17 protein-coding genes and 1 tRNA gene are annotated in these 19,647 nt (G+C 42.5%); 13 read left to right on the top strand and 5 right to left on the bottom strand.

Features of this window, described 5'->3' with window-relative positions; genetic code table 11:
- Positions 1-418: 418 nt before the first annotated feature.
- Both M8998_RS05455 and M8998_RS05450 read left to right on the top strand, forming a co-directional pair.
- Positions 419-580: a hypothetical protein gene (locus M8998_RS05455; RefSeq protein ID WP_170292239.1), complete on the top strand. Its 162-nt coding sequence runs from the start codon at positions 419-421 to the stop codon at positions 578-580.
- A gap of 26 nt (positions 581-606) precedes the next feature.
- Complete coding sequence (locus tag M8998_RS05450) at positions 607-2,190, top strand: recombinase family protein (RefSeq protein ID WP_249992427.1); 1,584 nt, start codon at positions 607-609, stop codon at positions 2,188-2,190.
- On the opposite strand, the gene M8998_RS05445 is transcribed toward M8998_RS05450, so the two are convergent.
- Positions 2,144-2,216, bottom strand: a tRNA-Lys gene (locus M8998_RS05445). The two genes, M8998_RS05450 and M8998_RS05445, sit on opposite strands and share 47 nt — an antisense overlap.
- 178 nt (positions 2,217-2,394) lie before the next feature.
- Positions 2,395-3,252 carry a peptide chain release factor N(5)-glutamine methyltransferase gene (gene prmC / locus M8998_RS05440; RefSeq protein WP_249991124.1) on the bottom strand — a complete coding sequence of 286 codons (858 nt, stop codon included), beginning with the start codon at positions 3,250-3,252 and terminating at the stop codon, positions 2,395-2,397.
- A 63-nt stretch (positions 3,253-3,315) separates the two neighbouring features.
- On the opposite strand from prmC, the gene ribD reads away from it, so the two are divergent.
- Both ribD and M8998_RS05430 read left to right on the top strand, forming a co-directional pair.
- Positions 3,316-4,368: a bifunctional diaminohydroxyphosphoribosylaminopyrimidine deaminase/5-amino-6-(5-phosphoribosylamino)uracil reductase RibD gene (gene ribD, locus M8998_RS05435; RefSeq protein WP_284040078.1), complete on the top strand. Its 1,053-nt coding sequence runs from the start codon at positions 3,316-3,318 to the stop codon at positions 4,366-4,368.
- 36 nt (positions 4,369-4,404) lie between these two features.
- Positions 4,405-5,688 (top strand): DUF2851 family protein, encoded by a 1,284-nt coding sequence (locus tag M8998_RS05430; RefSeq protein ID WP_349665648.1) that lies wholly within the window; start codon positions 4,405-4,407, stop codon positions 5,686-5,688.
- A 1-nt stretch (position 5,689) separates the two neighbouring features.
- On the opposite strand, the gene M8998_RS05425 is transcribed toward M8998_RS05430, so the two are convergent.
- The gene (locus M8998_RS05425) at positions 5,690-6,340 is read right to left on the bottom strand and encodes an ankyrin repeat domain-containing protein (protein ID WP_249991118.1); all 651 of its coding nucleotides are present in this window, start codon (positions 6,338-6,340) and stop codon (positions 5,690-5,692) included.
- Between the two features lie 339 nt (positions 6,341-6,679).
- Here M8998_RS05425 and M8998_RS05420 point away from each other — a divergent pair, with 339 nt between their 5' ends.
- From M8998_RS05420 to M8998_RS05390, 7 genes are all read left to right on the top strand, one after another.
- Positions 6,680-7,234 (top strand): UbiX family flavin prenyltransferase, encoded by a 555-nt coding sequence (locus M8998_RS05420; RefSeq protein ID WP_249991116.1) that lies wholly within the window; start codon positions 6,680-6,682, stop codon positions 7,232-7,234.
- Positions 7,235-7,422: 188 nt separating this feature from the next.
- Positions 7,423-8,694 (top strand): dihydroorotase, encoded by a 1,272-nt coding sequence (locus M8998_RS05415; protein WP_249991114.1) that lies wholly within the window; start codon positions 7,423-7,425, stop codon positions 8,692-8,694.
- A gap of 9 nt (positions 8,695-8,703) precedes the next feature.
- A complete protein-coding gene (locus M8998_RS05410) occupies positions 8,704-9,372 on the top strand; it encodes a hypothetical protein (RefSeq protein WP_249991111.1) in 669 nt (222 codons plus the stop codon).
- A gap of 10 nt (positions 9,373-9,382) precedes the next feature.
- The gene (locus M8998_RS05405) at positions 9,383-10,006 is read left to right on the top strand and encodes a DUF4199 domain-containing protein (RefSeq protein ID WP_249991110.1); all 624 of its coding nucleotides are present in this window, start codon (positions 9,383-9,385) and stop codon (positions 10,004-10,006) included.
- Positions 10,007-10,045: 39 nt separating this feature from the next.
- Positions 10,046-11,011, top strand: coding sequence for a glycosyltransferase family 2 protein (locus tag M8998_RS05400; RefSeq protein WP_249991108.1), 966 nt, complete (start codon positions 10,046-10,048; stop codon positions 11,009-11,011).
- Positions 11,012-12,007 (top strand): glycosyltransferase family 2 protein, encoded by a 996-nt coding sequence (locus M8998_RS05395; RefSeq protein WP_249991106.1) that lies wholly within the window; start codon positions 11,012-11,014, stop codon positions 12,005-12,007. It begins immediately after the preceding gene.
- A 179-nt stretch (positions 12,008-12,186) separates the two neighbouring features.
- Positions 12,187-12,951 (top strand): MBL fold metallo-hydrolase, encoded by a 765-nt coding sequence (locus M8998_RS05390; RefSeq protein WP_249991104.1) that lies wholly within the window; start codon positions 12,187-12,189, stop codon positions 12,949-12,951.
- Between the two features lie 9 nt (positions 12,952-12,960).
- Here M8998_RS05390 and M8998_RS05385 read toward each other — a convergent pair whose 3' ends face one another.
- Both M8998_RS05385 and M8998_RS05380 read right to left on the bottom strand, forming a co-directional pair.
- Complete coding sequence (locus M8998_RS05385) at positions 12,961-13,755, bottom strand: murein L,D-transpeptidase catalytic domain family protein (RefSeq protein WP_249991102.1); 795 nt, start codon at positions 13,753-13,755, stop codon at positions 12,961-12,963.
- A 97-nt stretch (positions 13,756-13,852) separates the two neighbouring features.
- Complete coding sequence (locus tag M8998_RS05380) at positions 13,853-14,905, bottom strand: L,D-transpeptidase (protein ID WP_249991100.1); 1,053 nt, start codon at positions 14,903-14,905, stop codon at positions 13,853-13,855.
- A gap of 356 nt (positions 14,906-15,261) precedes the next feature.
- Between M8998_RS05380 and M8998_RS05375 the strand changes: the two genes are divergently transcribed.
- Complete coding sequence (locus tag M8998_RS05375) at positions 15,262-16,428, top strand: efflux RND transporter periplasmic adaptor subunit (RefSeq protein ID WP_249991098.1); 1,167 nt, start codon at positions 15,262-15,264, stop codon at positions 16,426-16,428.
- Positions 16,429-16,476: 48 nt separating this feature from the next.
- Positions 16,477-19,644 (top strand): efflux RND transporter permease subunit, encoded by a 3,168-nt coding sequence (locus tag M8998_RS05370; protein WP_249991097.1) that lies wholly within the window; start codon positions 16,477-16,479, stop codon positions 19,642-19,644.
- Positions 19,645-19,647: the final 3 nt, after the last annotated feature.

Below are 19,647 nucleotides of genomic sequence, written 5' to 3'. Positions count from 1 at the left end.
ATACCATTTCCAATGCTTATATTCCTCATGCCTGACATTTTTTTTATTCGTGTAAAGAGCCGGAGTATGCTGTGTTTCGTTTCGGGAGCAGTTTAGGTTAGTGTTTAGGATGCACAAGGTTTTGGAAAACAAATACTACCCAACGGGTGGAGATTTTTTTTCAAACTTGCATGACCTTTTGCCTCCGTTAAGAACACGTCCAACCTTTGCTCCATGAAACGTGAACAACAGGCATACTGGCTTTCGGGTAAAACCAATCGTGGAAGTAATGAGGATAGCATTGCCGAAATGGTTCTAAACAGGCAGACTATGCCAAGTAATTCAACCCAAAGACACAATCCAATATCCACTCCATCAGTGCAATAAGTTTGTCTGTGCGGATTAATCCGTGTGGTTAACAGGCAAAAATCAGTTGAAGATGGAGAAAGAAAAAGCGAACGATTTAACACCCGAAAGAGTTGTGCAAATCTTGAAAAAGAAAGGAACAGAGGTCGATTTAGAGGAAGCAAAAACCATCTTGGAGTTTGTCAAAAAGATAGCTGACATTGCAGTTAACCAGTATCTACGAGGAAAACTTTAACCTAATGAACAAGGAAAACTGTTGTGATGAGAAAGGCAGATTTATACATACGTGTATCGACAGACGAGCAAGCGGACAAGGGATATTCGCAACGTGACCAAGAAGACCGATTAAGAAAATATTGTGAGATAAAAGGCATTCCGGTAAGGGATGTTTACATAGAAGACCATTCGGCAAAATCTTTCAAACGTCCAGAGTGGCAGAAATATTTATCCAACCTGCGTAAAACAAAAAACAACAAAGCGGGGTCAATAATATTATTTACCAAATGGGATAGGTTCAGTAGGAACGCAGGGGATGCATACCAAATGATTAACCAGTTACGGACACATGGCGTTGAGCCTATGGCAATAGAACAGCCCTTAGACCTTACCATTCCCGAAAATAAAATCATGCTTGCGTTCTATCTCGCTTCACCGGAAGTTGAGAACGACAGGCGTGCATTAAATGTCTTTCACGGAATGCGCAGGGCGAAAAAAGAGGGGCGGTATATGGGTACTGCTCCATTGGGATATGCCAATAAGATAACAGAGGGCAAAAAGAAGTTCATTGCACCCCATGATTTTGAAGCACCGCTTTTAAAATGGGCGTTTGAACAAATCGTTTCCAATAACTTCAATACCGAACAGATATGGAAAATGGTTCGGGATAAAGCCGATGGAAAGGGTCGGTTCAGCAAAAATAACTTTTGGGTAGCCGTCCGAAACCCCTTGTACTGTGGCAAAATATTCATTCCTCCGTACAAAGAGGAAAAGGGATATTTTGTCAAAGGACAGCATGAGCCATTAATCAGCGAAAAGACGTTTGCGGATGTACAGGATATTCTCGATGGGAGAAAGAGGGTTGTAAAGCCTAAAATCGTGGCTATGGACAATCTACCGCTTAGAGGGTTTATTAAATGCCCTAACCCTAATTGTAATAGGATGCTCACTGGGAGTGCCTCAAAGGGCAAGATGGGCAATTACTATTACTACTACCATTGCACTTCCTCCTGCGGAGTACGGTTCAAAGCCGAAACCGCCAATGAGGCTTTCTTAAAACAGTTACGGTATATGTCGCCAAAAGAGGGCATGGTCGATGTTTTTATCGAAGCCTTTATAAAAGACTTCAATAACAAAACCAAAGCCCAAAACACCGAACGTGCAAATATCATAGGTGAGATTGATGCGTTGAACAAACGCTATCAAAATGCGCTTTTAAAAAATGCCGATGGAGAAATGGCAGATGAAGATTTCCAAGAAATAAAGAAATTGACCAAAGGAAAGATTGAGGTTTTGGAAAGAAGATTAAACGACTTGGCAGTAGTCGGAACGGAGATAAAAGATTTGGTAGCCTCTACCTTAAAAAAGGTTGCAAACATTGATAGACGCTATGAAAACGGCGATATTGAAGAAAAAAGGCTTATAGTGAGTTCGATGTTCCCCGAATTTTTGGAATTTGACGGAACACAACATCGAACTCCGAGGCTAAATTCTGCGATTGCTCTTATCTATCAGAATAACAGTAAGTTACAAGGTAAAAAAAATGGGACAAGTCTTTCTTTTTTAGACTTGTCCCAAGAGGTGATCCCGCTGGGATTCGAACCCAGGACCACTACATTAAAAGTGTAATGCTCTACCAGCTGAGCTACGGAATCATTACTTCGCTTTTGAAGTTTCCTTCGTTTGTTTGAAGTGATGCAAAGGTAGAAAAATCATGTATTCACTCCAAATTATTTGGCGGAAAATTCCCTGGGTATGAAATAAATCATTGTTTATCAGTTCGAAAAAATGTGATTTATTTTTAGAATGATAGTCCGTAGAGCTGTAGACGACCTATCTTAAGCAAAACAACATTCTCTTTGCACCATTAATATCGTCCAATATGATGACTTTGCTAAAACCTTGAGCTTGCACAACATTTTTTGTTTCTTCTGCAAGGTATTGATTGATCTCAAAGTATAAGGCACCGCCCTGCGATAAATGTACGGCTGCAAAGGCAGCGATCTCCCGATAGAAAATCAGAGGATCTGTTTCCTTTACAAACAGAGCACCGTGCGGTTCATGGTCGAGTACCTGCACACTCATCTCTTTCTTTTCCGCTGGGGTGATGTATGGCGGATTGCTGACGATCACATCATAGGTCGCTTTTTTACTCTCAAAGTTTCGCCAGTCTAAAATATCGACAGTTGTAAAACAGACTTGAGCATTCAGCTTCGTGGCGTTACGCTTAGCCACTGCCAGAGCCTCCGAGGAGATATCCATTCCTTCTACCGAAGCTGTGGAGATTAATTTCGCCAGGCTAATGGCAATACACCCACTGCCGGTTCCGATGTCCAATATGTGCGGGCATTTCCTGTCTTTCTCTTGATGGATTAAGAGATGAACTAATTCCTCCGTTTCAGGACGGGGTATCAGCGTATGCTCATTTACCTCAAAGTCGAATCCGTAAAATGGTGCATGCCCCAGGATGTGTTGTATCGGAATTTGTTTTCGCAATGAATCCATTACATCATTCATTCTTCCAATGAATGAGTTGTTTACCTCTTGCTGCAAATCTACCTGTGCTTTAAGCCTCGAAATAGATAAGATTTCGTCTACCACAATGTAAAAAAGGCTATCGATCTCTTCGGCAGGATAGTATGCATGGAGTTCTTTGTGGAACTCTATGCGGAAGGTGTGTAGCGTTTGCATATGCAAAGGTACGAAAGCCGATTCTTTTATTATTTATTGGCGCGTATTTGATAGCTTTGCAGTATGATAAGGGATGAGTTATACATGCATCGATGCCTACAGCTGGCCGAAATGGGAGCTGGCACGGTGAGCCCTAATCCGATGGTTGGAGCGGTAGTCGTACACGATCAGCAGATTATTGGTGAAGGCTACACATCGCCTTATGGAGGCCCGCACGCCGAAGTCAATGCTATTCGGGAAGTAATCGCTAACTATGGCGAAATTGATGGCGAGCGTATGCTCAAAAGTAGTACTATCTATGTGAGCCTGGAGCCTTGCGCGCATCAAGGCAAAACACCTCCTTGTGCTGATATGTTGGCGCGTTATCAACTCCAAAAAGTGGTCATTGCCTGCCAGGATCCATTTGCAAAAGTCAACGGTGCAGGAATTCGAAAGTTGAAAGAGGCGGGGATAGAAGTGATCGTTGGTGTGCTGGAAGAGGAAGCACAATGGGTGAATAGGAGGTTTTTCACGCGATTAGCGCAGCATCGGCCGTACGTGATCCTGAAGTGGGCGCAGACAAAAAATGGTTTTTTTGCGCCAGCAGAAGCCGAACAACGCTGGATTTCTAATGCAGCAAGTAAACAGTTGGTGCACAAATGGCGTGCAGAAGAAGATGCAATTTTAGTTGGAACACGAACCGCCTTGGTGGATAATCCTTCTTTGACCGTGAGAGAATGGACAGGACGCGATCCGAAAAGAGTAGTCATTGATAAAAATTTGGCCATAGCGCAAGATGCCTCAGTATATAGTACGGATACTGATACCTTTGTGTTTAATGCGCTGAAAACAGACTGGACCAACCACATCAAATACATCGAGTTAGAAAACTTTGACTTGTATTTACCTCAAAATATACTGTATCAACTGCATTTAATGGATATCCAGTCAATCATCATTGAAGGAGGTGCAAAAACACTTCAGCTGTTTATTGATGCTGGCCTATGGGATGAGGCTCGGATATTTACTTCAGATGCTCAATGGCAAAGTGGGGCATTTTCACCAAAATTTCAGGGTAAAAAGAGGCAGCATCTTTCCGTAGGAAGTGATGCATTAGATATATACACTAAAGATTAAAAAAATTCTCTATAAATAATTTTATTAACTTTAAAGGTGAATTATCCTGAGGAGCTAATACAAATGATTTGGAAGTGTCGGGTTTATGCTAAGCTAGATCTCAGGTGTCTCCATGGTGAGCCCGTTCGGGTGCTAGACCCGGGCATACATAATCACAATGCAGGACCGGATTTTGTTCAGGCAAAATTGATAATCGCTGAGATAACCTGGGTTGGGCACGTAGAGATGCACTGGCATGCAAAAAGCTGGTATACACATCAACATCAGAAAAATGATCAGTACGACAATGTCATTCTTCACGTAGTTTGGGAAGGTGAGTGCGATATCAAACGAAAAGATGGCAGCGTCATCCCTACATTACAACTTAAGAATTACCTAGCCTCTACTGTACTTCCCTTATACTACAACATAATCCAAGCAAAGACTTGGGTGCCCTGTGCTAATCAACTTGAAAACGTACCGGCGCACATTAAGATTCAGGTTCTGGATCGACTGATCAAAAATCGGATGGAAGTTAGAGCAAAGGAGATATCTAATGTGTTGGGGCGTTATGCAAATGATTGGGAGAGGGTTGCAAGGTATTTGTTTGTGACCTCTTTCGGGACGAAGGTAAATAAGCAAGCATTTTCACGATTGATGGATTCTTTACCTTCTAATATATTAGATCGTTATCTGCATAAAGAAGTGGAAATGGAGTCTTTACTCTTTGGGCAGGCTGGTCTGTTGAAGCAAGATCTGGCAGATTCTTATTACACGATGCTTAAGCATACCTATTCGTATCTTCAGCAACTTCACCAATTGACACCCATGGAGTCAAGAGAATGGTTATTCTCGAGAATGCGTCCGGCTAACTTCCCGACTTTACGTATTGCCCAACTCGCAGCTGTATTTACGCAGTTTAGTCGGTTATGTCATCTAATCATATCAGCACGAGATTTTCGCGAGTTGCAGCAGTATTTGGCAACGCTTAGTACATCGGCTTATTGGTCTACTCATTATCGATTTGGCACCATCACCAAAGTGAGAGAAACAGGGCTTACACCGTCTTTCCTAGATCATATAGCGATCAATTGTTTTGCTCCGTTGCTATACGCTTATGGACAGCATCAGGGCGATGAGAATTTGCAGGAACGCGCTTTAGATTGGCTCCATCAGATACCAGCAGAACGCAATACGATTACAGCACACTTTGGGCAGTTTGGGCTGTTGGCACAACATGCAGGAGATAGCCAGGCTCAGCTTCAGTTACATCGTGAATACTGCGAGCCTAAGCAATGCCTCTCGTGTGCAATAGGAGTACACCTAATTAGGCGACCTTGATTTATAAGCTAAGAATTTCGCCTATTTCTTTAAAACCTTTATCGAAGGCGATGTCGGCAGCGGTAAGTCCTTGATCGGATCGCACGCTAATATCTACGCCATGCTCCAGAAGAATGATGATTATATCAATATTGCCATGCTGTGCGGCCAGGTGGAGCGGTGTAATGCTGCCATGTTGAATTACATTTACCTCTGCGCCCGCTTCGATTAATAGCTTCGTAATAGCCGTATCATTGGCACTAAGGGCAGCATGTATTGGAAATACATGATAACCATTTTGTGATGCGATGTTTGGATCCGCATGATGTCGCAATAGCAGTCTCACCACAGATTCATTCCCAAAATGTGCCGCGATACCCAAAGGGGAGAAACCATTGGTAGATATTTCGTTTACAATATTGGGCTTCTGGTCAACCATTAATTCCAATTGTTCCAGATAGCCTAATGCGCATACCTCATGCACGCTTATATTCTTCAAGTATTTGAGGATTATATCTACTATCTGATTTTTGCGGTAGTAACACGCAAGCAATAGTGGTGATACATCGTGACTTGTTATTTCACCCAATAACTCCGGTTGTTTGGATAATAGCATGTCAAGATCTTGAAAATTCCCCGTTTCGACATATTCCTCTAAAATAATTATGCTCATGCCAAGAAAAATTTATTTTTTACGAAAAATTCAATTTATTGTTATTAAAATATATTTATGTTAATGTTTTCGTTTTTTTGTTGAAATAATATTATCAGTGCAACGATTGTTTATTATAAAAAATGTAATTCTAGATATAATATTTTTAACTAAAATCATGCTTTTTCAATTAAAAATGCAATGTGATATCGTCATTTATGTTGTTTGTTAATAGAAAATTGTTATTTTTGTTATGCCCCTCCCAAGGGCATGTTTTTCATAGGTAGATGTAGGGTCGATTAAGTTCTTATTCGGCCCTTTTTTTATATTTTTGACCTAAGATATACAAAAATTGAATAAATGAAAATAGTAGTTGCTATTACCGGAGCTAGCGGTTCTCTATATGCCAAGATCTTACTGGAAAGTTTGATGAAGCTCAAAGAAAGTGTGAGTGCCATCGGCGTCGTGATGTCGCAAAATGCAAAAGATGTATGGAAAGTGGAATTAGGTAACGAGTCGTATAAAGACTACGATGTTACTTTCTACGATCGGAATGATTTCTTCGCACCATTTGCATCAGGCTCTGCTGGTTATGATGCGATGATCATTTGTCCTTGCTCTATGGGTACGATGGCGCGTATTGCTCAGGGTATTTCCAACGACCTCACTACACGAGCTGCTGATGTGATGCTTAAAGAACGCCGCAAACTGATTTTAGTGGCGCGAGAGACACCTTATAGTTTGATTCACTTGAATAATATGACGACCATTACCCAAGCTGGAGGGATCATCTGTCCAGGTAGCCCGTCGTTCTACAGCAATCCACAGTCTTTCGAACAATTAATCAAAACCGTTACCGATCGCGTGCTTAGTTTAGCGGGCTTGCCTACCGATGGATATCAGTGGGGCAATTGATTTTCCCTTAGCTATCGGCAATTTGATACTATTTTGTACATTTGTTCTCCAATGACACTACTTAGATATTTGAAGTTGGAAAATCTACCTAAGTCCGTCCAGATCACTTCTGGAAGCTGTTTGATACGAAGATATCAAATGGAGAGTAAGTCATTATTTTTACATTACCTATTCACGTACACATATACATGGCTACTGTTCTAATTACTTCAGCAACATTGGTATTGCCGGGGCATGCTTATCACCTGTCGGAGGTTGACGTATTGCTTGAGGATGGCATCATCAATTCTATTGGTAATCAACAAACTAATAAGCAAGACAATTGGGAGGTGATCGATGCAAAAGGCAACTACATAGCACCTGGGTTTTTCGATCTGAATGCTAATTTTGGCGAACCAGGATTAGAAACTAAGGAAGATTTACAAACAGGTATCGCGGCTGCGGCTGCGGGAGGTTTCACTGGTATAGCGATCCATCCTAACACCAACCCTGCCATTTATACTCGATCAGAAGTTGCTTTGCTTATCAATGAAAGTCGCGGTGCATCGGTGGATGTATATCCGATCGGTGCCATAAGTAAAAAGCGGCAAGGGGAAGAGTTAGCCGAGCTATATGATATGAAATTAGCGGGAGCTTTAGCATTTAGTGATGGTGATCGTCCTGTGCAGCAAGCTGGTTTAATGAGTCGCGCGCTGCTTTATTCTAAAGGATTCGATGGCTTGATTATGTCATTCGCACAAGATGAGTCTATTGCTGGCGGCAATAAAATGAATGAGGGACCAGTAAGTACTTACCTTGGTATGAAGGGTATCCCTAACCTGGCAGAAGAGTTAATGATATCTCGTGATTTGAAATTAGCGGCGTATCACGATGCTAGAATTCACTTTTCAACGCTATCTACTGCCGAAGGTGTGGCCTTAATTCGTCAGGCAAAGCAAAATGGATTGCGTGTTAGCTGCGATGTGGCAGCACATCACTTGCTGTTAACCGATGAATCTGTACAGTCTTTCGATAGTAATTTTAAAGTTAGCCCGCCACTACGCACACAAACTGATGTCGATGCGCTACTTCAGGGTGTGCGAGATGGTGTAATTGATGCAGTGGTATCACAACACACGCCACATGAGGTCGAATTTAAGGAAGTTGAATTTCATATTGCCTCAGACGGGATCGCTTCCTTACAAACGGTACTGCCTACCTTGGTATCTGCAGGCCTGTCTGCCGAAGAGATTGTAACTGCATTGTCGATTCGATCGCGCGCCGCAGTTGGTGTAAAATTGCCTACTTTCGAACAAGGTGAAATTGCTAATTTTGTGCTGTTCGATCCGAATGGGAAATGGATTTTTGATAAAACAACCAATCGATCGAAAGCTTCGAACAGCCCTTGGTTTGGCCAAGAACTTCAAGGTAAAGTAGTGCTTACCGGAATGAATAAAATACTCACACGTCACACAAAATAATACATTGATATGGATGCAAATGTAAATAATGCCTTGCACAATGCTTTACAGTTTTATGGTACTGTAGAAGAGCAAGATTTTAAGACCATAGAATCAGAGCTGACCCTTACTTTTGATGCTGACCTTCCATTTATGGACAAAGTTTCCAAATTGGACGAAGCATTTGATAATAATCCTCGGTTTGAAGAATTACGAGAGTATGTATTTGATCTATTGATGATCAACTTCTTTTCAGAAGATGTACAGAAACTGGAAGAAGATTATCTGGATTCTGAAGAGTGGGAAGCTATTGAAGAAGATACATTGGATCGCGGTAGCGAATTGCTGAATGTATTACTTTATCTGCGAGAGTGTGAAGACGCTGAGGTAGAGCCATCTTTGGATGATTATCTAAAAGAATTTTTGTTGGTAGAAGAAGATGAGTTCCAGGATGAGCATCGCATTTATGAAGAGGTGATTAAGAACCAGATTTTGGTAGAAAGCAGCTTTGCGGAAATTGCTAAAGTAGCGGCTAAGATTGATGTAGAAGAAGAAATTAAAGATATGTTTTATCCATTGATGTCCTTTTTTGCAGAACCACGTCCTGATGAGGCTGCTATTACAGAATTTTTGGAACAAAGTGATCGCAAATCGTTAGATTTGGCTATTTACCAACTGATTATTCAATTCAACAACTAAAACTATTTTTATGGACAGTATACAGGTGGAATCAACCGATCTAAAGAAACAAGCCGCCATCTATGGCGTTATCCTGGGTGTAATAAGTTTCGTATTGGCCATTATCACGCTCATCATTGGTGCAAATGCGAGTGGCATCATGACGGTTTCTTTTGTGAGTATTTTATTGGTATACGTAGTGCCATTGGTGATTACTTGTCTTTTGGCCGTTCGACTCCGTCGCATGGTTGGCGGATATTGGGATTTCCGTACAGCCCTGAGTCATATCTTTATTATGTTGGCCGTATCGGTGGTATTATCTACCGTAGGTTCTAAGATTGTAAGTCGCGTCATGCCTTCTTTGGAAGAGCGTGCGATTGATAACATGATGAATAACTCCATTGAGTCGTTAGAATCGATGGGTTTTCCAGATGAACAGATTGACGCCACTGTAGAACAACTAGAATTGCAAAAAGAAGGTTTATACACATTTTCTTTTGTTAATCTGGTGCAAGCTTTAGCAGTATCGTTGATTATGTATTTTATTCTTGCCTTAATTTTGGCAGCCATTTTCAAAAAGGAGAAACCGATCTTTATTGATGTGCCCGCTGATAACGCGCATCCTTGGCAAGATCCACAAGAGCCTAAAAATTAGGTGCTTGTTTCGTTCTGTCTATACAATTTATTCTGCTAGATGTTAAATCCTGTGCGCGTAGATATTTCGGTGGTTGTACCACTATATAATGAAGAAGAATCCTTGCCGGAACTTACGGCTTGGATCGACAGAGTCATGGTGCAGCATCATTATGCGTACGAAATTATTCTGATCGACGATGGGAGTACAGACCGATCATGGAAAACGATCACACAGCTGAAAGAAGTGAACCCAAACATTACCGGTATTCGGTTCCGTCGTAACTATGGTAAGTCAGCAGCGCTGAATGTGGGCTTTGCCGCCGCAGAAGGAGAGGTAGTCATTACGATGGATGCAGATCTGCAAGACAGTCCGGATGAGATTCCCGAGCTGTACGATCGTATTACCAAAGGTGCAGACCTGGTATCCGGTTGGAAACAAAAGCGTCACGATCCTCCCTCCAAGACCATTCCTACCAAATTGTTCAACGCTGTTACGCGCAAAATGTCGGGTATACATAATCTCCACGACTTTAATTGCGGCCTAAAAGCCTATCGTAAAGAGGTAGTGAAGAGCATTGAGGTTTATGGGGAAATGCATCGGTATATTCCGGTATTGGCAAAGTGGGCGGGATTTAGAAAAATTCAGGAGCAGATCGTGCAGCACTATCCGCGCAAATACGGTACAACCAAGTTTGGTCCAGGTCGCTTTATAAAAGGCTTTTTAGATCTGGCTTCTATCTTTTTTGTGGGTAAGTTTGCCAAACGACCTATGCACTTCTTCGGGCCGATTGGCGTGTTGAGCTTCTTGGTCGGGTTCGTTATCACACTGTACCTTATTTTCGATAAGTTAGCCAGCATTGCCAATTCCACGCCTTATCGAAACATCACCGATCAACCATTATTCTATCTATCATTGGTTGCGATTATTTTGGGAACTCAGTTATTTCTGACAGGATTTATAGCGGAGTTGGTATCCCGTAATGGATCCGATCGGAATAAATACCATATCGAACAAGTTATATAAATGTTCTTTTCTATCATTATACCACTTTACAATAGGCCGCAGGAGATCCATGAGCTGTTGCAATCATTAACGCAACAACAGTACCGTGACTTTGAGGTCATTGTGGTAGAGGACGGCTCTAGGATCCAGGCCAATGATATTGTGGAAGCGTTTAGTGATCGCCTAGATGTTCATTATTTCCTCACCGAAAACACAGGACAGGGTTTTGCCCGGAATTATGGATTCCAAAAGGCAAAAGGAGATTTTTTTATTGTGCTAGATTCTGATGTGATAGTACCTGTACACTATCTTCAAGAAGTAGCGGCAGGCCTGTTAGAGCAACAGTTGGATGCTTTTGGCGGTCCAGATGGTGCTCATGCTTCCTTCTCTAGTATGCAGAAAGCGATCAGTTATACTATGACTTCTCCACTTACCACGGGTGGGATACGCGGAAATAAAAAGCATATTGGTCCGTTTCATCCCCGCAGCTTCAACATGGGCATTTCTCGTGCGGTATGGGAACAGACTAAGGGCTTTCGACTTTCGAGACGTTCAGAAGATATTGAATTCAGTATCCGGATGATTGCCGAAGGCTTTCATGTAGGTTTGATTCCTAAAGCATTAGTGTACCATAAAAGAAGGACGGACCTATCTCAATTTTTTAGACAAACGTATCAGTTTGGTAAAGGCAGGATTGATATTTACAAGATCTATCCCACAGAGTTAAAATGGGTACATGCCTTGCCGGCAGGATTTGTTATTGGATTGGTGGCTATAGCCATGCTCACGTTACTCAACGTATTGACCTACGGTGGTATCACACTGTTTGTGCAAATTGCTTATCTAGGATATGCTTTATTGTTAATATATACCTTTGCCTTATTTGCACATGCGTTAAAAGCGACCAAAGATCTTTCCGTCGCGCTACAGTCCGTACCTGCTGCTTATGTGCAACTCGTAGCCTACGGATCAGGTTTTATTCAAAACTATATGGATAAAATCTGGTTTCAGAAATAAGGTCTGCGCTTTGATGTTACCGGAATCATTCTTAACTTGATAGACGGTAAAACGTGATCTGATGTGCTTATGAAATAAGAGCATATGACTTAACAGAGCATCCCGATTAGTTTATCAACAATAGATCAGCGTGCGAGAGCAAATTTTGCTATACATAACACAACAAATCGATCAATAATTTGAAAGTTACATTTTTAGGAACTGGTACCTCTCAAGGTGTGCCGATGATTGGTTGTCATTGTCATGTATGCTCATCGGAAGATAGTAAGGATAAACGTTTGCGTTCTTCCATATTAATCGCTTATGGTGGCCACCAAATTGTGGTAGATACTGGCCCGGATTTTCGGACACAAATGCTAAGAGAGAAAGTGCAGCGCCTCGATGCAGTGCTCATTACTCATTCGCACAAAGATCATATAGCCGGAATGGATGATGTACGGGCTTTCAATTACTTACAGCAGGAATCTATTCCTATTTTCGGTACTACGATCTCCCACGATGCGCTTCGCAGAGAGTTTTATTACGCCTTTTCCGACCATAAATATCCGGGTGTTCCGCAGTTGGAACTCCAGGAGATCGAAGCCGCAAAACCGTTCGATTTATTTGGTAAGCAGGTGACGCCCATAGAGGTCATGCATCATCGTATGCCTGTGATGGGCTTTCGGATTAATAACTTCGCCTACGTGACTGATGCAAAGACGATATCTGAAGAGTCATACAATTTATTGGATGGGGTGGAGGTGCTAGTGCTTAATGCATTACAGCGAGAACCGCATATTTCACATCTCACGCTAGAAGAAGCTTTAGCTGTGGTAGCTCGTGTGGCGCCAAAACAGACCTACCTTACGCATATCAGTCATCGTTTTGGCCGACATGCTGAGATACAGTCGGAGTTGCCTCCTCATGTATCTTTAGCATACGACGGTTTACAGATCGAAATCTAGTATATTTTATTAATTCAATACGACAGTAGGTGCAGCCGTATGCTCGACCTCATCGTGCTGTGCTAGCATGGTTTTGGAGGCTGTTTTGGTTTTTAGAATGGTACTGCTCGCCATGTAATTCTTATTGTTGGCATAGATGTAAAGCATAGAGCCCCCTTTAATGGTATTAATTACTGCTGCATTGATTTCCCGCGGTAACGCAGGGCAGCCATAAGAACGGCCTAATCTTCCCATGCTTTTTGCCAGATTAACGTTGCAGTAATCTGCGCCATGCATCACGATAGCGCGAGCACGAGCCTGATCATTGATTCCTTTTTCTAAACCATCCAGACGTAAAGAATAGCCATTGCCTCCCTGGTAAGTTTCGGCAGTAACATAGAAGCCTAATGAACTTTGAAAGGATCCGTGTTTATTAGAAAAATTAGTAGCATAGTTCTCACCAGTATTACGACCGTGAGCTACTACGGTATGATGGAGTAGTTTTTTATTTTTAAGATCGATTACGTACAACCGCTTTGCGGTAGACGGCAATGTAAAATCGATTACGGTGATTAGGTTCTTTTTGCTGCGGTGAGCCATAGACTCGTAACCATACATCGCTTCTTCAAAGGCTTGATAACTCAGGATACTATCTACATGCAAACTATCATACAAAGAACGAATTTGATCAAATGGATCAGGTTTTGCTACGTCTATGGCGGTTATTTGCTTATTAAATTGTTCAACATATCGGTCTTTAAAGCTGGCGAATGCAATAAAAATCATCGATACAAACGCCAAAATTCCAAAAAAAATCTTCCTCATAATCCCTTCTTCCCTTTTTTTAATCCCTTCTTCCCTTTTTTTATGAATTCACAAATCTAGTAATAAAGGTGTTACGAATATGTTAAATTATGTCAAACTACTCAATTACAATAATGAGAGACGATAAAGTTTTCGTCCAATCGTACACAAATTTGGCATGTGAAGACGCATTTCTAACACACATATGGGATCGAGGAACGGTTCCTAAGGACCAGCTATATTCCACAATTTTACCTTTGGGATTATTAACAGGCACACCGTGAATATAACCCCCATTACAGAATCTGGTCGCGTATGGCGCAAACCCCTGTATGCTTGAAGTACCATCCTTCAGGAACATCATTTTTTCCTTCTTTTCTTGTACTACATATACTCCCAAAGGTGTTTCCGTAGAAAATGGAGGTTTGTGCATACCACTGGTAGCCGGATTCATACTTAATACTTTCCAGGCACCTTTATCTGTCTTTTGGAATGTAGAGACATTTTGATTGGTGACATCTACCACCACTACACGGTCAAAAACAACCGTATCGCCTAAGGTTTTGACATACCTTTTCGGTACATCAAACTTACCCGGCAAGGAAATGCCTTCGATTTCCATCATATCTGTCGTATCGTTACTCGTCACAATCACCAGGTGGCCATCCCGACCATAAATCACCGGAGCATCGTGTTCCCCAGTAGCATATAATGGCACACCTTGCCAACGTTCCGTACCTAAAGAATCAGCTACCCGTTTGTAGGCATTCCTTTTCCAGTTCTTCACTAAAGGAGCTTCCTTATTTTTGTTTCGGTGATTTTGAAGCACCGCGTACTGGTGCGGCATGCGCTGAAAATTCTCCACATCTGCCAATCGTTCTTTGATTTTATCCCATTGAAATACTCTAACCGTATCCTCGTAAGGATAAGTATCTTCCAAGGTATGCTTGTCGTATTCCAGATCTTTAGTCAGGTTGATATCTGCTGCTGTTAATGGTTGTTTTCTGACTTCTTCTTCTGCGGCTTTCACCTGTGCCAAGGAATCTGCTGTCCTTTTTTCCGCATCGGATACCGCCTTTTCTTCCGCAGTTTTTTGCTGGCAGGAAAACAGCATGCTGATGGATAATAATGTGCAGAAGATAGCCTGAATTTTGTATAATTTTTTAACCATTTTATAGTTTTAAAGAAAGTGAGAAACCGTAGAAACAAAGCGGTAGACGGCATCTCTTGGAATATTTGTCTATGCAATGAAACAAAAAGCCGACCAATTTATTACGTGTTATTCGTATCTTGTTGCCACAAAATGATCTACCCGAAAAATAGTGTTTTATTGCAAGATTTAATTAGGCAGCGCAGCACTTATGAAATTTCATTGATTATCAGTGAGTTTGCTTCTTATGCTGAACGTAAAAATAACAATTTGATACGTTAAAATAGCGTTAATTTTCATTTAAACATACCATTCGAAGGTATTTTAACGTTTTGTAGATTGAATTGTAATAAAAACGTTACTTCTAAAGCACATCTATGCTAATAATGAAAAACAATTGGTTTCGACCACAATGGATTGCCGTACTTTTTAGTGCGATTTTTTTATTGGAAGGCTGTAGCCACAGCGAATCCAAAGAAAAGGAAAAAGGGGAGAAAGCTTTGGCTTTGCCTGTTTATGAGGTAAAGCGAAGTGATGCCGTAACTGTAAAAACATACCTTGGAACCATCGAAGGTAAGGTAAACGTCGAAGTTCGTCCGCAGGTAGAAGGCTTATTGCAGGAAATTTATATCGATGAAGGCGCCTATGTTCAGAAAGGGCAAAAATTATTTAGAGTTGATCAATCGGCCTATCAGGAAAGTTTGAACAATATGCTTGCCACTGCCGAAGTGGCAAAAGCACAATTAAAAAATGCCCAATTAGAAATCGATCGGCTTAAACCTTTAGTGGCCAACGATGTAATATCTGATGTGCGACTTTCGGCGGCACAATCGGATTATGAAGTAGCACAAGCCACCTTACAACAGGCTCAAGCGGCAGTGCGTAGTGCACAGATCAATAAAGATTTTACCGTAATTACGGCACCTGTGAGCGGATACATTGGTCGTATTCCTAAGCGTATTGGTAACCTGGTTACGAAAGGAGACAAAGAGCCTTTGACGTTCCTGTCGGATATTCAGGAGGTATATGTTTACTTCGCCATGAACGAATCAGATTTTCTTTATTTTTCCAAAGCACAGGCAAAAAAAGACAGTATAGCTGGCCGGGAGTATAATAGAAATAATAAACTGACTTTTCCTAAAGTAACGCTGATGCTTGCCGATGGCGAAGAGTACCCTATCAAAGGCGTCGTGGACGCGGTAAACGGACAGGTAGACCGGAGTACGGGGGCTATATCACTACGGGCGACCTTCATCAACCAAGATAATATCCTCCGTTCGGGAAGTAGTGGTACCCTTAAAATTGCAGAAGTAAAAGAAGCGGTATTGCAGGTGCCTCAGTTAGCGACCAATGAGTTGCAGGATCGTACGTTTGTCTATGTAGTAGATGGCTCCAATCAGGTACAACGTAAAAATGTAGTGGTCAGCGGTAAAAGTAAGGACAACTACATTATCTCCGAAGGAGTTGATGAAGGCGATCGCGTGGTGTTAAGCGGCTTTGATAAGCTGACCGACGGTTCCACAATCATTCCTATTCAGAAATAAGTAGGGAGGAGAATTCCTTGCTTTATTCTTTTACACTAACATCTATCTATGCTTAAAATATTTGTCGAACGTCCAGTACTAGCTACGGTGGTATCCATCGTATTAGTTATCCTCGGATTAGTAGGAATGAAATTATTGCCGGTTACGCGATTTCCGGAAATTGCACCACCGAGTGTGGTGGTGTCGCTAAGCTATCCTGGTGCAGATGCGGAAACCGTTGCTAAAAGCGTTTTGCTTCCCATAGAGGAAGCGATCAATGGTGTAGAGGATATGACGTACATCCGTTCTAATGCCTCCAATTCAGGTGCTGGAACCGTCACGGTGTTCTTCAAAACAGGCACCAACCCAGATGTGGCCTCCGTTAATGTACAAACGCGTATTTCACGGGCAATAAGCTCCATACCAGCGGAGGTAAACGAGGCGGGTATTACCACGATGCCGCGGCAGAGTGGCGTGATCATGACCATCAATCTGTACTCCGATCATCGTGACACCGTGTACGATGAAACTTTTCTACAAGCCTATGCACAGATCAATCTGATGCGCCCACTGTTGCGGGTAGATGGCGTAGCACAGGTATCTAGGTTAGGTGCACGCGATTATGCGATGCGTCTCTGGCTTAACCCAGAAAAGCTAGCCCTATACAATCTTGTTCCGCAAGATGTTATGAAAGCCATCAGCGATCAGAACTTTGAAATGGCGCCCGGCAAATTCGGTGAAACCTCCGAAGAGGTTTTCGAAACGGTGATCCGGCACAAGGGACGATTCTCCCAGCCCGAACAATTCGAAAATATGGTCATTAAGACCAATAACGATGGCTCTGTTTTATATTTAAAAGATCTGGCTCGTATTGAGTTTGGGGCAACCAACCTCAACTCGGATAATAAAGTAGATGGCAACCCTGGTTTAACACTGAATCTCACCCAAACCAGTGGCTCTAACGCCCATGACATCGATGTCGCTGTTCGTGAAGTGCTGGAAGAGCAGGCGCGCTCCTTTCCCAACGGGATTAAATATGAGATCACTTATTCGGTACGGGAGCAGATCGATGAGTCTATCAGTCAGGTGCAACACACCTTGTTTGAAGCCTTTATTCTGGTGTTTATCATTGTATTCATCTTCTTGCAAGACCTCCGCTCTACGCTAATTCCAGCTATTGCGATCCCGGTTTCTTTGGTCGGTACTTTCTTCTTCTTGCAGATGTTTGGCTTTTCGCTCAATGTACTTACCATGTTTGCCCTGGTGCTGGCCATTGGTATTGTGGTGGATGATGCCATTGTGGTCGTCGAGGCCATTCACCAGAAGATGCACAGCACCGGCCTAAAGCCGAAGGCGGCCACCATACGTACGATGTCGGAGATTACAGGAGCGATTTTATCTATTACGATGGTGATGGCTGCGGTGTTCTTGCCGGTAGGTTTTATGGAAGGTCCTGCCGGGATTTTTTATCGACAGTTTGCCTATACATTGGCCACCGCCATCTTAATTTCGGCACTCAATGCATTGACCTTAAGTCCGGCGCTATGTGCCTTGTTGCTGAAAGCTCCCAAACACGAAGATGCCGAAGGCGAGCACGCGAGTATAAAGAAGAATAAATTCGCGCAGTACCGAGACCGATTTTTCACCGCTTTCAATACCGCTTTTGATCGTTTTACAGAGAAATACATCGCTGCTGTGAAGTTTTTGATTACCCATAAAACTGTCGCTTGGGTGGGCTTAGCACTTATTAGTGTCATTGGATTGGTGCTGATGTCCCGCTCTCCGAAGAGTTTTATTCCGACCGAGGACGATGGTTTTATTACCTACAATCTGGCAATGCCTCCAGGAGCATCACTCGCGCGTACCACAGAGGTTTTGCGCAAGGCGGATAGTATCTTGCGCAAGCGCGAAGATGTCTTGGGTATGACGACCGTATCGGGTTTCAATGCCTTGGATGGTAGTGCTAGTCCGGCATTTGCCGCAGGCTATATCAATATGTTGCCGCATGCAGAACGCTTAGGGATTAAAGGAATTGAAGCCTTTATGGATACCATAAGGAAAGATCTTTCCCAGATTCATGAAGCACAATTTACCGTTTTTGCCCGTCCTACCGTCCAAGGTTTTGGTGATTTTGCAGGTACGGAATTGGTGTTGCAAGATCGTATGGGGGGTGATATCCGCGACTTCAATATGATTGCAGATACTTTTATCAATCAGCTCAATACCTTGCCGGAGATCGACAATGCCTACACTACCTTTAAATCGAATTTTCCTCAATATGAAGTCAATATCGATGTGGTGAAAGCAAAATCTTTAGGGGTAGATGTCCTGGATTTGATGTCGACCATTCGTTCGTATTATGCCCGTGTGCAGGCCGGAGATTTCAGCCGTTTTGGTAGGCAGTATCGCGTATATATCCAGTCGGATTTCGACTATCGGAAAGATCCTGAATCTTTCAATTCTATCTTTGTGCGTAATAAGGCAGGCGAGATGGTTCCTATCAATACCCTGCTTACCTTGGAGAAAGATGTGGGGCCCGAAACCATCACGCGGTACAACCTTTATAATGCGATTGCTGTCAATGCTACTCCGGCACCTGGTTACAGTTCGGGAGATGTGATGGAAGCTATTGAAGAATTGGCCGAAGCACAATTACCGGGCAACTATGGCTTCGAGTGGACGGGTATGAGTTTTGAGGAAAGCCAATCGGGCTCTCAAATGATTATGATCTTCGCGCTCAGTATACTCTTTGTTTACTTCTTGTTGGCCGCTCAATACGAAAGCTATATTCTGCCTTTTGCGGTGCTGCTTTCCATTCCGGTAGGTTTGGTGGGGGTGTATGCTACCATCGGCCTGGTGGGTTTGCAAAACAATATTTATGTACAGGTAGGTTTGATTATGCTCATTGGTTTGCTCGCTAAGAATGCCATTCTAATTATAGAATTTGCCGTACAGGAGCGTGATAAAGGATTGACGATTGTGGATGCGGCGATTATGGGAGCACGTCTGCGACTTCGCCCCATTTTAATGACCAGTTTGGCATTTGTGGCCGGTTTGGTGCCGCTGATGTGGTCGGTAGGTCCGTCTGCTATTGGCAACCATTCCATTAGTTTTAGTGCTGCCGGAGGAATGCTGTCCGGTGTCGCTTTTGGTATTTTTGTGATTCCGATGCTCTTTATCGTCTTCAAAACACTGGATGAGAAGGTAAGGGATAAATTTAAAGAAGAGGAGGACTAATCT

This window comes from Sphingobacterium sp. lm-10 (genome assembly GCF_023554555.1).
Lineage (GTDB): Bacteria > Bacteroidota > Bacteroidia > Sphingobacteriales > Sphingobacteriaceae > Sphingobacterium.
This window is presented reverse-complemented; position numbering and strand designations above follow the sequence as displayed.

Coding starts and splice junctions, on each gene's coding strand:
- M8998_RS05375 (WP_249991098.1), top strand. CDS start 15,262: ATGCTAATAATGAAAAACAATTGGTTTCGACCACAATGGATTGCCGTA.
- M8998_RS05415 (WP_249991114.1), top strand. CDS start 7,423: ATGGCTACTGTTCTAATTACTTCAGCAACATTGGTATTGCCGGGGCAT.
- M8998_RS05385 (WP_249991102.1), bottom strand. CDS start 13,755: ATGAGGAAGATTTTTTTTGGAATTTTGGCGTTTGTATCGATGATTTTT.
- M8998_RS05405 (WP_249991110.1), top strand. CDS start 9,383: ATGGACAGTATACAGGTGGAATCAACCGATCTAAAGAAACAAGCCGCC.
- M8998_RS05400 (WP_249991108.1), top strand. CDS start 10,046: ATGTTAAATCCTGTGCGCGTAGATATTTCGGTGGTTGTACCACTATAT.
- M8998_RS05410 (WP_249991111.1), top strand. CDS start 8,704: ATGGATGCAAATGTAAATAATGCCTTGCACAATGCTTTACAGTTTTAT.
- M8998_RS05395 (WP_249991106.1), top strand. CDS start 11,012: ATGTTCTTTTCTATCATTATACCACTTTACAATAGGCCGCAGGAGATC.
- M8998_RS05380 (WP_249991100.1), bottom strand. CDS start 14,905: ATGGTTAAAAAATTATACAAAATTCAGGCTATCTTCTGCACATTATTA.
- prmC (WP_249991124.1), bottom strand. CDS start 3,252: ATGCAAACGCTACACACCTTCCGCATAGAGTTCCACAAAGAACTCCAT.
- M8998_RS05370 (WP_249991097.1), top strand. CDS start 16,477: ATGCTTAAAATATTTGTCGAACGTCCAGTACTAGCTACGGTGGTATCC.
- ribD (WP_284040078.1), top strand. CDS start 3,316: ATGATAAGGGATGAGTTATACATGCATCGATGCCTACAGCTGGCCGAA.
- M8998_RS05455 (WP_170292239.1), top strand. CDS start 419: ATGGAGAAAGAAAAAGCGAACGATTTAACACCCGAAAGAGTTGTGCAA.
- M8998_RS05450 (WP_249992427.1), top strand. CDS start 607: ATGAGAAAGGCAGATTTATACATACGTGTATCGACAGACGAGCAAGCG.
- M8998_RS05425 (WP_249991118.1), bottom strand. CDS start 6,340: ATGAGCATAATTATTTTAGAGGAATATGTCGAAACGGGGAATTTTCAA.
- M8998_RS05420 (WP_249991116.1), top strand. CDS start 6,680: ATGAAAATAGTAGTTGCTATTACCGGAGCTAGCGGTTCTCTATATGCC.